The sequence below is a fragment of the Amycolatopsis sp. WAC 04197 genome, assembly GCF_003947475.1.
Taxonomy (GTDB): domain Bacteria; phylum Actinomycetota; class Actinomycetes; order Mycobacteriales; family Pseudonocardiaceae; genus Amycolatopsis; species Amycolatopsis japonica.
Genome location: NZ_QHJK01000005.1, coordinates 53,802 through 67,678 on the forward strand (window position 1 = coordinate 53,802; position 13,877 = coordinate 67,678).

Annotated in this window: 11 protein-coding genes; 7 read left to right on the top strand and 4 right to left on the bottom strand. The window is 66.9% G+C overall.

The window, feature by feature from the left end:
• Positions 1-11 precede the first annotated feature (11 nt).
• Positions 12-2,867: an excinuclease ABC subunit UvrA gene (gene uvrA, locus DMC64_RS20840; RefSeq protein WP_125682340.1), complete on the bottom strand. Its 2,856-nt coding sequence runs from the start codon at positions 2,865-2,867 to the stop codon at positions 12-14.
• A 77-nt stretch (positions 2,868-2,944) separates the two neighbouring features.
• Positions 2,945-4,168, bottom strand: coding sequence for an acyltransferase (locus DMC64_RS20845; RefSeq protein ID WP_125734888.1), 1,224 nt, complete (start codon positions 4,166-4,168; stop codon positions 2,945-2,947).
• A gap of 107 nt (positions 4,169-4,275) precedes the next feature.
• On the opposite strand from DMC64_RS20845, the gene DMC64_RS20850 reads away from it, so the two are divergent.
• Positions 4,276-4,953: an MBL fold metallo-hydrolase gene (locus DMC64_RS20850; protein ID WP_125688537.1), complete on the top strand. Its 678-nt coding sequence runs from the start codon at positions 4,276-4,278 to the stop codon at positions 4,951-4,953.
• Positions 4,954-5,416: 463 nt separating this feature from the next.
• On the opposite strand, the gene DMC64_RS20855 is transcribed toward DMC64_RS20850, so the two are convergent.
• Both DMC64_RS20855 and DMC64_RS20860 read right to left on the bottom strand, forming a co-directional pair.
• Entirely contained in the window at positions 5,417-5,752 is a 336-nt protein-coding gene (locus DMC64_RS20855; RefSeq protein WP_125734889.1) for a hypothetical protein, read from the bottom strand.
• Positions 5,753-6,003: 251 nt separating this feature from the next.
• Positions 6,004-7,188 (bottom strand): hypothetical protein, encoded by a 1,185-nt coding sequence (locus DMC64_RS20860; RefSeq protein WP_233629746.1) that lies wholly within the window; start codon positions 7,186-7,188, stop codon positions 6,004-6,006.
• Positions 7,189-7,375: 187 nt separating this feature from the next.
• On the opposite strand from DMC64_RS20860, the gene DMC64_RS42980 reads away from it, so the two are divergent.
• The 6 genes from DMC64_RS42980 to DMC64_RS20885 all read left to right on the top strand — a co-directional run bounded on the left by DMC64_RS42980 (position 7,376) and on the right by DMC64_RS20885 (position 13,872).
• Positions 7,376-7,549: a hypothetical protein gene (locus tag DMC64_RS42980; protein WP_199755044.1), complete on the top strand. Its 174-nt coding sequence runs from the start codon at positions 7,376-7,378 to the stop codon at positions 7,547-7,549.
• Between the two features lie 32 nt (positions 7,550-7,581).
• Positions 7,582-8,601 carry a DUF6734 family protein gene (locus tag DMC64_RS20865; protein ID WP_125734891.1) on the top strand — a complete coding sequence of 340 codons (1,020 nt, stop codon included), beginning with the start codon at positions 7,582-7,584 and terminating at the stop codon, positions 8,599-8,601.
• A 79-nt stretch (positions 8,602-8,680) separates the two neighbouring features.
• The gene (locus DMC64_RS20870) at positions 8,681-9,175 is read left to right on the top strand and encodes a hypothetical protein (protein WP_125734892.1); all 495 of its coding nucleotides are present in this window, start codon (positions 8,681-8,683) and stop codon (positions 9,173-9,175) included.
• A gap of 190 nt (positions 9,176-9,365) precedes the next feature.
• Positions 9,366-10,091, top strand: a complete 726-nt coding sequence (locus DMC64_RS20875) for a HEAT repeat domain-containing protein (protein WP_037345557.1) — start codon at positions 9,366-9,368, stop codon at positions 10,089-10,091.
• 38 nt (positions 10,092-10,129) lie between these two features.
• Positions 10,130-10,816 (top strand): hypothetical protein, encoded by a 687-nt coding sequence (locus tag DMC64_RS20880; protein WP_007028085.1) that lies wholly within the window; start codon positions 10,130-10,132, stop codon positions 10,814-10,816.
• Between the two features lie 155 nt (positions 10,817-10,971).
• Positions 10,972-13,872 (top strand): alpha-L-fucosidase, encoded by a 2,901-nt coding sequence (locus tag DMC64_RS20885; protein ID WP_125734893.1) that lies wholly within the window; start codon positions 10,972-10,974, stop codon positions 13,870-13,872.
• The last annotated feature ends 5 nt before the right edge of the window (positions 13,873-13,877 follow it).

Consider the following 13,877-nt stretch of genomic DNA (forward strand, 5'->3'; position numbering starts at 1 on the left):
ACTCACGAGCCCTACGCGAGAACGGTCTTCAGGAACTGACCGGTGTAGCTCTCCTCAACCGAGGCGACGTGCTCCGGAGTGCCCTCCGCGATCACGGTGCCACCGCCGGAACCGCCCTCCGGACCCATGTCGATGATCCAGTCCGAGGTCTTGATGACGTCGAGGTTGTGCTCGATGACGATCACCGTGTTGCCCTTGTCCACCAGCCCGTTGATCACGCCGATCAGCTTGCTGATGTCCTCGAAGTGCAGACCGGTCGTCGGCTCGTCGAGGATGTAGACCGTCTTGCCGGTGGACCGCTTCTGCAACTCGCTGGCCAGCTTGACGCGCTGCGCCTCACCGCCGGACAGGGTCGGCGCGGGCTGCCCGAGCCGGACGTAGCCGAGACCGACGTCGACGAGGGTGGCCAGGTGCCGGTGGATCGCCTTGATCGGCTCGAAGAACTCGGCCGCTTCCTCGATCGGCATGTTCAGCACGTCGGAGACGGTCTTGCCCTTGTAGTGCACCTCGAGGGTCTCGCGGTTGTACCGGTCGCCCTTGCAGACCTCGCACGGGACGTAGACGTCCGGCAGGAAGTTCATCTCGATCTTGATCGTGCCGTCACCGGCGCAGGCCTCGCACCGGCCGCCCTTGACGTTGAACGAGAACCGGCCCTGCTGGTAGCCGCGCACCTTCGCCTCGGTGGTCGCGGCGAACAGCTTGCGCACGTGGTCCCAGACGCCGGTGTACGTCGCCGGGTTGGACCGCGGGGTGCGACCGATCGGCGACTGGTCGACGCGGACCAGCTTGTCCACGTTGGCCAGCCCGTTCACGCGGGTGTGCCGGCCGGGGACCTGACGCGCGCCGTTGAGCTTGTTCGCCAGCACGGTCGCGAGGATGTCGTTGACCAGCGTGGACTTCCCGGAACCCGAGACACCGGTGACCGACACGAGGCAGCCGAGCGGGAACGACACGTCGAGCCCGCGCAGGTTGTGCTCGCGCGCGCCGACGACGGTCAGCTGACGCTTCTTGTCGATCGGGCGCCGGATGGCCGGGACCTCGATCTTGGTGCGGCCCGAAAGGTACGCGCCGGTGATCGATTCCTTGTTCCGCAGGATCTTCTTGTACGGTCCACTGTGGACGATGTGGCCACCGTGCTCGCCGGCGCCCGGGCCGATGTCGACCACCCAGTCGCTGGAGCGGATGGTGTCCTCGTCGTGCTCGACGACGATCAGCGTGTTGCCCAGGTCGCGCAGGCGGACCAGCGTCTCGATCAAGCGGTGGTTGTCCCGCTGGTGCAGCCCGATCGACGGCTCGTCCAGCACGTACAGCACGCCGACCAGACCGGAACCGATCTGCGTGGCGAGCCGGATGCGCTGCGCCTCGCCGCCGGACAGCGTCCCGGAGGCGCGGTCGAGCGAGAGGTAGTTGAGGCCGACGTCGAGGAGGAAGCGCAGCCGCGCCTGGATCTCCTTGAGCACCGCGCCGGCGATGACCTGCTCGCGTTTGCCGAGCTCCAGCTCGTCCAGGAACTGCGACGCCTCGGCGATCGAGAGGGCGCAGACCTCGGCGATCGACCGGTCGCCCTGGGTCTTGTGCTCCAGGGTGACGGCGAGGATCTCCGGCTTGAGCCGCGTGCCCTGACAGGCCGGGCACGGCACTTCGCGCATGTAGCCCTCGTACCGCTCGCGCATGTACTCGGACTCGGTCTGCTCCTGGCGCCGCTCGAGGAACGGGATGACACCCTCGAAGCTCGCGTAGTACGAACGCTGGCGGCCGTAGCGGTTCTTGTAGCGGACGTGGACCTGCTCGTCGACGCCGTGCAGGACGGCCTTCTGCACCTTCGCCGGCAGTTTGCGCCACGGCGTGTCCATCCGGAAGCCGATGGTCTCGGACAGCGATTCGAGCAGGCGGATGAAGTAGTCCGCGCTCTGGCCGCCCGCCCACGGCGCGATGGCGCCCTCGCCGAGGGACAGCTCGTCGTCCGGGACCACGAGCTCCGGGTCGACCTCCTTGCGGACGCCGATACCGGTGCAGTCGGGGCAGGCGCCGTACGGGGCGTTGAACGAGAACGACCGCGGCTCGAGGTCTTCGATCGCCAGCGGGTGGCCGTTGGGACAGGCCAGGTTCTCGGAGAAACCGCGTACGCGATGCGGATCGTTCTCCGGCAGGTCCACGAACTCCAGCTCGATCAGGCCGTCGGCCAGCCGGAGCGCCGTCTCGACCGAGTCGGTGAGGCGCTGCCGTGAGCTCGTCTTCACCGAAAGCCTGTCGATGATGACGGCGATCTGGTGCTTTTCCTGCTTCTTCAGCTTCGGCGGGTCGGTGAGCGGGTGGATCGTCCCGTCCACCACGACACGCGCGTAGCCCTGCTGCTGCAGGTTCTCGAAGAGGTCGAGGTACTCCCCCTTGCGCCCGCGCACGACCGGCGCGAGCACCTGGAAGCGGGTGCCCTCCTCCATCGCGAGCACCTGGTCGACGATCTGCTGCGGGGTCTGCTTGCTGATCGCCTCGCCGCACTGCGGGCAGTGCGCCTTGCCGGCGCGGGCGTAGAGCAGGCGCAGGTAGTCGTAGACCTCGGTGATGGTGCCGACGGTCGAACGCGGGTTGCGCGAGGTGGACTTCTGGTCGATCGACACCGCGGGCGAAAGGCCCTCGATGAAGTCGACGTCCGGCTTGTCCATCTGGCCGAGGAACTGGCGCGCGTACGCCGACAGCGACTCGACGTAGCGGCGCTGGCCTTCGGCGAAGATGGTGTCGAAGGCGAGGCTCGACTTCCCGGACCCGGACAGACCGGTGAACACGATCAGGCTGTCGCGGGGCAGGTCGAGATCCACACCGCGGAGGTTGTGCTCGCGGGCGCCGCGAACAACGAGGCGATCAGCCACGCCAGGGTCCCTTCAGGTTTCATTCTCAGCTGCGGTCGCCGGCCCGGTCGATAGCTGCACGGGCGGCCGCTTCCATGCTACGAGGCACCACCGACAGAAACTGGTTCCGAGTCCTTGACCTGCGGTTTTCCAGGCTTATCGCGTCGATCCCGGCGAGCGGTGAGCCACCGGTGGACCGGCCGTTCCACGCCAGCGGTGATCGCCCAGCCCCCGAGGACGGCGGCGGCCAGCACGATGGGGAGCCGCAGCCAGCCGGGGACGCCGACGTTCAGCAGGGCACGGGCCAGGATGTAACCGAGTTCCTGGTGCACCAGATAAAGACCATACGAGATGCCCGCGAGCCAGGTGACAGCCGGGGCGATCCTGGCGAGCCCGGGGAACCGCCAGTCCGGCCCGCGCGCGGCCAGGCACACCAGCAGCAACATGATCGCGAACCCGATGGCCGAGGGCCAGCGCTCCGGATCGTTCGGCAGGGCCTGGTGGAACGGGAAGACCTGCAGGTCCTGCGCGGCGCAGGCGGCGAGCACGAACAGCGCGAGATGCCAGTGCGCCAGCCGTCGTTTCGCCCACAGCCAGATCGCGATGCCGATGGCGAAGACGTGCACACGGTGCAGGCCGAGGCCGTAGTAGAAGGTCTCCACGAGCTTCGGCGTGGAAGCCGGGTCGAACACGACGAACCGGAGGAAGAGCGGGACCAGGATCAGCGCCCAGAGCAGCGCGACCGTGAGCCGGTGCGTACGCCACCGGCGTGGCCACAGCAGGGCCGCGGCGGTGAAGGCGATGAGCTGCACCGGCAGCGTCCAGTAGGCCCCGTCGAGGTAGTAGAAGAGCTCGTAACGCCAGCCCCATTCCTGGACCATGCCCAGGTTGCCGAGCAGATCGGCGCCGGTGGGGATGTACCAGGGCGACGGGTCGGTCGGCGGGCCCTGCGGAACGCCGAACAGGAATCCGGACAGGCCGGGCGGGAACGGCAGGCCGCTGAACCGGATCGTCGCGTACCGGGCGACGACGTAGGTGACGGTGACCGCCACCAGGTACGCGGGCACCAGCCGCGCGACCCGGCTCCACAGCCACCGCCCAGGGCGTCCTTTGCGCAGGCTCGCGCACACGAAGAAGGCGGAGATCACCAGAAGGATGGCCGCACCGAACTGAGCCGTTACCCGAAAGGGGTAACCCACCAGTTCCGGATGCAGAAGCGCCCCCTGATGGGTGACGTGTCCGAGCATGACCGCGAAGACGGCGACAACGCGAAGGACGTCCCAGCTGATCTTGCGCGGGGCGCGCGGCGAGGCGTCGGGCACGAGCGTCCTGTGGTTCGGATGGCGGGGCGAGGCGAGCCTACGTCGTGCGCCTGTGCGCCGCCTGTGCGGGTGGAACCGATTGCAGGCGAACGACTACCGTGTGCGGTGTGAACATCGTCGAGACCTACACCGGGCACGTCGACCCCGGCGGCGACGCCGCCCGTCGCACCCTGGACGCGCTCACCATCACGAAGCTGTCGGTCGGCCCGATGGACAACAACGCGTATCTGCTGGTCTGCCGCGCCGAGAACGAGGCGCTGCTGATCGACGCCGCGAACGACCCGGAACGGATCTCCGACCTCATCGGCCACGGCCCCGACCGGCCCGCGCTGAGGACCGTCGTGACCACCCACCAGCACCAGGACCACTGGCAGGCCCTCGGCGCCGTCGCCGGCGCGAACGGCGCGAACACCGCCGCCCACCCGCTGGACGCCGAGCCGCTGCCGATCCCGCCGGACTTCCTCGTCGAACACGGCGACACGCTCAAGGTCGGGCAGATCACCCTCGAGGTGATCCACCTCCGCGGCCACACGCCCGGCTCCATCGCGCTGCTGTACCGCGACCCGAACGGACACCCGCACCTTTTCACCGGCGACTCGCTGTTCCCCGGCGGTGTCGGGAAGACGGGTTCGCCTTCGGACTTCACGTCGCTGCTGGACGATGTCGAGACGCGGATCTTCGGCGAGCTGCCGGACGAGACGTGGTTCTACCCGGGACACGGGGACGACTCGACGCTGGGTGAGCAGCGGGGGCAGCTGGCGGAGTGGCGCGAACGCGGCTGGTGACCTGAAAGCATCTACGGAATGGGGCGGCCTCACCCAAGAGGCCGCCCCATTTTCGTATGTCAGCCGCGTCGGCCGAGGGTCGGCAAGCCGCCGGATCGCGTCGGCACCGAGGTAGAACCGTGGATGTCTTGATCACTGCGATGGAGCACGTCGTTCTCGAGGTCCAACAGTCGACGACGCTGTTCCGCCGTGAGCGCGGAACGTTCGGCAGCGTCGAGATCACTCCAAGCGACCCTGCCTTGCCCGAACAAGTCACGTAGTTCCCGGAACGAGCGAAGAGACACCGTGGACGAAGCCTCGCGTCGTGAACTCGCGGGCTTGGCCGATTTCCGACGAGGGCGACGTTCTGCCGAACAGGCACAGCCGAGGCCGACCGTCAGACCACATCGCACACATTCCATCTGCTCACCCCTCGTCCGCGACACCCGAATTCGTGAGTCAGTCGAGCCGACCCGCCTCGTTGTTACAGGCCTCGGCTCGGCGCAGGGTCGTGGATCCAGCAAACTTCCCCGGTCGCCGGTATCTCTCCCAACGTCTTGATCTCGCAGGCCAGCCGCCCGAGAATCTCGCTCTTCGACCCCGACCACGCCACGAAGGAGGGTTCCCCGTCGACCAGATCGCCGGGAACCGCGCCGCGGTCGATCAGCTTGCCGACCACGGACAGCAGCGCCGTGGTCATCTCGGTGAAGGTCGCGCCCCGGCCGGCCTTCATCTCTGCCACGACAACCACGACCGAGAGGCCGACGCAGCCTTCCCGGGCGTACTTGAGCAGAGGCTGTAAATCCTCTTCATCGGACATGTTCGGCTCCCTGAACCGTAGGCGCTCCAGGGAAAAGCCACCGCCACTCTAGTGGGAGTGGCTCTCCGCGCCGAGCGCCCCCTTCCTCAACTGTCACCCACAGTGCCGATAAGTTACGCCGCGTACTCAAAGCACCAAGGAGGTTTCGATGACGATCCACGGCGACGACGGCAAGGGCAGCGGCGGCGGCAACACCGGCAATTAGCCACCAGCGGCCGGAGCGGGCCTCGTCGATTCGCGGCCCGCTTCGCTCAGGACTGAGGCCAGCGGAAAGCGATGCCGTATTCCTCCCGCGGGTGACAAGGTTCCAGAAACGTGTGCTCGACGACGCCTCGCCGAATCTCGAGCAGGTGCCGATCACCGACAGGAGGCCGGACCAGACGTTCGTAGTCGGTCTGCTCCGCGTACCACCAACAAGCCTCCGGAACGCAGTCGTCGAACGTGATGCTGATGCTCAGACCACCTGTCACCTTGCCCTCTCCATCGACGACGCCCGGTGCGATCCCATGATGGTCGACGTCGACATTGATCCAATACCGCTCTTCGTCCGGGTCCTCTTCGCAAGCGAGCGAGATGAACTCGTGCCGCTCCCCTTTGCGCAGTGGTCTCGGAAAGCGAAGGTCCACGATCATCGGATCTCCCGGCTGGACACCCGGTGAAGTCTCGACATGGCAACCGAAGATCGCTTTGACGGGAATAGACGCCAGATCCCCGGTCCACCCCGTCAAAGCCCGCGCCATATAGCCACCCACTCCATCCTCGCGAGCGACGACGTTTCTCACCGTCAGCCGGCGATGGGCCGTCCGGCGTCGCATTTCCACGGCCACCAGCAGGCGTTCCAGGAACACAGGCTGCGCCCCGCCCGAGGGCGTCCGGCTACCGGATGATCGAGGCTCCGACGAGGCGGCCCGAGCGATCTCCACATAAGGCCGCCAGGCTTCGCCATCGACCGCCAGTATCGCGAGATTCGTTGCCACGCAAGGGGCGAGCTTGTCGCTCACCGCCCGCCGCCAGGCCTTGTGCATCGGCGTCGTCGTGGTCGGCGGCGGATCCCCGAAGACACCGCGCAGGTCCCTCAATTGACCGAAGCGGTCATCCAGGGTCGACTTCCACTCACGCTCCCCTATCCGGAACGCGGCACTCAAAGTGTTGCGGCGCCGAGACTCGGTGGCCGACCCGATCCTCGCGACCTCATCGAGGATCAATCCCCAGACGGCGAGCGCCCGCACTTCCGGGGCAGCCGTGGCCATCGACGCCGTCGGCCGCACCAGGCAACCGAGGACGGCGGCCGACTCACTCGCCGGGTCTTCGATCGCGTAACGCAGGAATCTGAGCGGTCGACCGTCCTTACGGACCGCGAGCCAGCGCAGCGCGGCCTCGACCGCGGCGACCGGACTCGTGCCGCCAAGACACTCGCCCTCCAGCTGGATTGTCACTACGCCCTCCATGAATCACGGCGATGATCGACAATTCGCGACGCGGCAGGACAACGGCCGACGATCGGAGAGCCCACCCTCGACGACAAGAAACTCCTCCTGACCGTGAAAGATCAGAACCGGCGAAGGTTTCGCCGGTCGTCGCGCCTACGGTGTACTAGTACACCACATGCGGAGGGTTCGACAAATGGTCAAGAAAGCCTCTGACAACGAGCACGACGTAATCGTGAAGCTGATCAAAGCTTCACTTACCGGCGTGGGCGGCCTCTATCTGGTCACCGGATCCTTTGTCGTGACGACTCTCGGCACGACAACCGTGGTCGCCGTGCTCTACCTCAGCGGTTTCCGTCGCCGGCCGTAACGTTCGACCACCCCGGCCCGAACCATTCCGCGATGCCGTACTACGGATACGACTCCGGCACAGCGGTCGCCATCGGCGGCCGTCTGCTCGCGCCCGGGATTCCCCGGAACGCCGCATACGGCGAGGTCATCGAGCCCGGCTGGCGTCCCCCACCGGTCCGCGTGGTCCGTCCGGGTGACAAGGCCGCGCACCCGATCCGCCGGGCGGTCTGGTCGTTTTGGAGTACTCCGTACCGGCGCCGGCACGGCAGGCATTGGCCCAGCGACTTCTTCCACGCGCTGTCCTGGATCCTGTCGTTCCGCCTCGCGTCCCGCCTCTTCCCCACAACCGCGTTGGTGACCGACGACCGGGGATACGAACTGCTCGTCACCCGGTTGCGGCTGCCCTTCGACGACGTTTCCCTGTCGTTGAACGGACTCGCCGGGCAGGACCCGTCCTGGTGGGCGCTCGGGAAGTTGCACGCGTACCGGGAGCAGCGCGAGCCGTTCCTGCACATCGACAACGACGTGTTCCTCTGGCCGGGTTTCCCCGCGGACGGGCTCGACGGGGAGATCGTCGCGCAGAATCCCGAGCACGCACCGGCTTCCGATGCCGGCTACTACCGGCCGTCGGCCGTCGCCGCGGCGATCCGGAGCACCGGCGGCTTCCTGCCGGAGGAATTCCGCGACTACACCAGGGAAGCCGCGCTGTGCACCGGAATCGTCGGCGGCACGGCGGTTCCCCTTCTCCGCCACTACGCCGACCTCGCCGTCCGCATGGTGGAGTCGGCCGAGAATCAGGCGGCCTGGCAACGGCTCGCGCCACTTGAGGACTACAACCTCGTTGTCGAGCAATACCTTCTCGGCGCGCTGTGCTGGGGCGGGCGCACCACCGACGTGCAGTGCGTCTTCGATTCTCAGGAGGACTGCTATCGAGAGGACGATCGAAGATTCACGCATCTCATCGCCTCCGCGAAAAGCGATCTCCGTTATCTCAACCTACTCGCGGAGCGAGTGAAAAACCATTTCCCCGCCGACTTCGAGATCGCTCGACGACTATACGGCGATCAGTAACGATAAGGCCAAGAATACCAACCACACCGGCGATCCAGGCGTCTTTTCGAAATCAGCTCTCCGGCAGGAGGTCATCGCCATGGCCATCAACCTCCGGCGCGCGCTCGGAGCGCTCGCCGCCACCTCCCTCATGCTGACCGGCGCCATCGCCGCGGCCGCGCCCGCTTCCGTCGCGGCACAGGCGATCCCCACGATGACGGGGATCCGCACCGGCCAGAACACCGGGTTCGACCGGATCGTGCTCGACCTGACCGCAGGCCCGGCACCCGCCATCCGCTACGACCTCGTCGACGAGTTGATCGCCGACGGCTCGGGCGAGATCGTCTGGCTCACCGGGGAATTCTTCATCGCGGTCACCGCGACCCCGGCCGCCGCGCACGACGACGCCGGGAATCCCACCTATCCCGGTCCGCAGAAGTTCAGGACCCGGAATCTGCGCAACGTCATGGCGGTCGCGGTCACCGGCGACTACGAAGGCACCTTGTCCATCGGTCTCGGTGTCCGGTCGAGGACCGCGGTCACCGTGTTCACACTGACCTCTCCGAACCGCGTCGTCATCGACGTCCGTCATTGACCACGAGCGGGAATCCGTGAAGGCTTTTCGCCGTCCGCCGCATTTTTGGTGAGCAAAATCCTTTTCGGATTCCCGCGGTGAAAATCCCGATCTGCCCCATCGGGCGATTTTTCGGAAATCCAGGTATCTGCCACCCGGGATCGCGTTCCTTCCTTCCGTCAGCATCACCGCCGCTGCGAAGGAGAACCTCATGCCGACCCCACGCAATCCCGACACCCCGTCCTTGGGCCCGGGTGGCGACAACCTCGAAGCGGGCCCTGGCAGTTCGGGCCTGGGAAGCTTCTCGAACAGCGAAATCGGCGAACTGGTCACCCAGGCCGCCGAAACCATGGCCGCGTCCGGCGAGGACGCCGAGCGCAACTACCAGCGAAGCCTCGACCGGCTTCGCGAGCGGGCGGACGACGTCGTCCCGGCGCTCGGCGCGCAGTACGACGCCCTGTCCGAGGAGCAGTACCTCGAGCGGTGGGGCCTGGTCCAGTTGCTCACCGATCTCCGGCACGCCGCCGCCGTCCCGGCGCTCGAAAACGTGCTGCGCCAGCCGATCCCGCCGGAGCGTTCCGACGACCCCGCACACGGGATCAGCACGGTCGGCGAAGAGGTGATCATCCGCACCACCGCCGTGGAAGCGTTGGCGCGCTTGGCATCCGCCGGAGACAGCGCGGCGAAGGAGCTGCTGCTGCGGCAGGTCCGGCACGAGGTGTTCACGGTGCGGCGCGCGGCGGTCCAGGCCATCGCCGAGACCGGGGACACCGAACTCACCGCGCGAGTGCGCGAGGAGCTCAGCGGTACCGAGGACGAGCGACTGCTGAACATCCGGCGGGTCGACGTCCGCGGTGTCCCGCAGGCCGTCGGCGGCCGGTACGTGAAGGACTCGCGGACCGACGACGTGCCACCGCCCGAGCCGCCGCGCTCCTGAACCAGAACGAAATTCCTTCTACAGACAGGTGATCTCCGATGGCCACTTGCAGCTACACCGTGCCTGACAAGAACGTGACCGGGGACAATTTCTACGGTGCCTCGATCTGCAATCAGACCTACATCGACTATTTCTGGAACACCTACGGTTTCGCGGGCAACAAGGACTACTGGGACGACGGCTTCGGCTGGGAAGACGCGTGCAACACCGACAAGCCGCTGGCCCGGACGTTCAACGCGTGCTACCTCCTGACCTATTCGGCACAGGACTACCAGAACGACGCCTATTCCGGCGCGATGCTGAACTGGGCACGCCGCTACGTCCGCGACAATTGCGACGACCTCCGCTCGCTTTGCGGCGACGGCAGCGCCATCGCACGCTCGTTCAAAGGGGCGTTCGTCGACGACCGGATCGAGTTGTACCTGGGTTTCTGGTACTCCAAGGACGTTCCCGGCCGCGCCGAGACGCTGATCCACGAATCGCGCCATCAGGGCGGGAAGCCGCACAACGCGAACTTCCCGGCGGGTTCGGTGTTCGGCGCCGGCAAGAGCGGCGCCGACTCCACCTGGGGTTACGAGGGCGCCTGGATGTACGGCGCGCTCTACCTGTGGTGGTTCTACGCCCAGGGCGCCCGCACGACCTCGGCGTTGCGTGAACGAGCCCGCCAGCGCGGGAACCTCGTGATCGACAACGCCTTCGCGACCCATCCGGGCTTCAACATCTGAGTCCCGACAGGGCCCTCTCGTACTGCAGACGAGAGGGCCCTGGTCGTGAAATACCTCTGATGACTTCACCGATGTTCCGCTCATCGGGGCTTGACCACCGCGTTTTCTGGCGCAATCATCGGATCTCTCGGTAACCATGCCCTGGATGAGAGCGGATGGTCATGAGAGTTCACCGCACCGCCTGGCTCGCCCTGGTCCTCGCCCTGCTGGCGAGCCTGCTCACCACGACCGCGGCGAGCGCGGAAGTGCATCATCCCCGCCAGAAGTGGCTGCGCGAGGCCACCGCCGGACTCTTCCTCCACTGGGGCATGTTCACCGCGCCACGCCAGACCGACTGCGCCGCTTGGGAACGCGCGGTCACCGACGGCGGCTGGAGCGCCGACTACTGGGTGGACGAGGCCCGCAAACTCGGCGCCTCCTACATCGTGCTGGCCACCTTCCACAGCAGGCTGGGCTACGCGCGGCCATGGCCGTCGGCGATCCCGGGCAGCTGCTCCACCCGTCGCGACCTCCTCGGCGAACTCGTCAAGGCAGGCAACGCGAAGGGCGTCCGGACGATCCTCTACATGACCGACGATCCCCAGTGGCACAAGGAGACGGGTGTCGAGTCACTGAATTCCGCCGCGTACTCCGTCTACAAGGGCAAACAGGTCGACCTCACCACCCGCCCGGGTTTCGGCGAGTACAGCTACGACCTCTTCCACGAGGTCATGGACCGCTACGCGGACCTCGCCGGGTTCTGGATCGACAACGACAACGAGTACTGGGAAAAGAACAAGCTCTACGAACAGATCCGCGAGAAGCGCCCGTCCTGGTTGCTGAGCAACAACAACGAGGACACCCCGATCATGGACACGGTCAGCAACGAACAGAAGACGGGCATCACGCCGCCGTACGACTATCCGCAGGCCGCGTTCACCCCGATGCCGAGGCTCACCGAAGCCGACTACAAACTGCCGACCAACGGTGGCTGGTGGTACGACGGCACGGATCAGGCCGTCGACTTCCGGCTGTCCACCGGGCGCTACATCACCAACGCGGGTTCGTCGATGAAGTCGCTGATGGCCGAAACCCCGATGGTGAACGGGAAGTTCCCGCCACATCAAGAGGCGTACAACAACTTCATGGCGAGCTGGGTACCGCCGATCAAGTCCTCCCTACAGGGCAAAGAGGGCGGCGGGTACATGTACGGCGGGATGCAACCCGGGTTCTGGAACGACGGCGCGCACGGTGTGATCACCGTCGAGCCCGGTGCCGGAACGCAGTACCTCCACGTCGTCACCCGGCCTCGCACCGATCTGCTCCGCTTGCGCGACAACGGTTACAAAGTGACCAGGGTGTCCGACGTGCGCACCGGGAAGCAGCTGCGGTTCAGTCAATCCGGCGGTCATCTGACCATTGTGGACATCAAGGACTGGGACACCTACGACACGGTGTTCAAGGTGGAGACGGCCGGGCAGCGGTACTTCCACGACTCCCGCACGATCAAGGCGACCGCTTCGTCCTCGCGCGCCGGGCATCCGGCGTCGAACCTCGTCGACGGGAACTTCGAGAACTACTGGGACGCCGACGGCAAGCAGCCGGTCTCGGTGACCTTGGACCTCGGCAGGCGGCGGACCGCGGCCTACCTCGCGGTGAATCAGCGCGAGATGTCGCCGACCCACGCGCGCGAATCTTTCGGCAGGCCGGAGGACTCGGCCCGGATCCAAGACTATCGCCTCTACGTCAGCGACGACGGGCGGAACTGGGGTGAGCCGGTCCGCACCGGCGCGATGCCGAGCGCCCGCGGCGTGCAGTTCATCGACTTCGGCGAACGGCAGACCCGGTTCATCAAACTCGAGGTGCTGAACACCTGGTCGGGACCGCAGGCGAAACCGTTCTACCGGCAGTTGGCCATCGACGAGATCAAGGTGGCGTACAGCTACCCGAGTTCGGTATCGGGCGTGCAGGTTCCGCTGGAGGCCGAGGCCTTCCGCAACGATCACGACGGCCGCGCCCACCTCGGCCACTGCTCGTCCTGCTCCGGAACGTTCCAGGTCACCGGCCTCGGCGGCGGCCCGCGCAGCTCGGTCACCTATCCGGAGGTGATGGCCGCTGAAGCCGGAACCCACCGGCTTCAGCTCGACACCACGGGCGGGCCCGCGACGTCCGTGGCGGTGAGCGTCAACGGCGGTGCCCCCGTCGAGACCGCGATCGGCGCCGGAACGCCGGGAGTCGTGGCGTCGACGGCGATCCCCGTCGCGCTGAACGCCGGCGCCAACACGGTCAAGGTGTTCAGCAACGCACGCTCGGGGCCTGGCCTCGACCGGATCGCGATCGCTCCCCTGCCGCCGCCGTCCTACACGCCGAAGACGACTCTGACCGTCGAACCCGGTGGCGTCCAATGGCTCTCGCCAGGACAACAGTCCTTGCAGGTGACCGCGAAGCTGCGGCTCGACGCCGACGACGCGATCGGGAAGGTCTCCCTGGCACCGGTCGTCCCGGCGGGCTGGACCTTGCGGGGCGCTCCGGCGACGGCGGAGTCCATGCGCGTCGGCGACGAACTGCAAGCCTCATGGACGCTCGTCTCGCCCGAAGGCGTCACCGCGGCCGACGTCCCGGTCACCGCGTCGTTCGACCTGCTCGGACGAGCGAAATCGGTGAGCAAACCGGTCCGGGTGAGCCCACGCCCGGCGGACCGGGTCTTCATGCGCGAGGCCGAGGACTCGGCGAACGACGTCGGCGACGCGGGCGTCACGAACTGCGGCGTGTGCTCCGGTGGTCAGAAGGTGCGCAACATCGGCGGCGACCCGGGCTCGTCCGTGCGCTTCGACGGCGTCACCGTGCCCGAGACCAGGCGCTACACCCTCTACCTCGACTTCACCGTCAACGGGCCGCGCTCGTACTTCGTCACGGTCAACGGCGGCACGCCGATCGAGGTCAAGGTCGACGGTGCCGGCAACAACACCCAGCTCACGACGTCTTTGCCGGTCGAACTGAAGGCGGGGGCGAACACGATCGAGCTGGGCAACGACCACGCGTCCGCCCCGGATCTCGATCGGCTGTCACTGGGGTGAGGTAC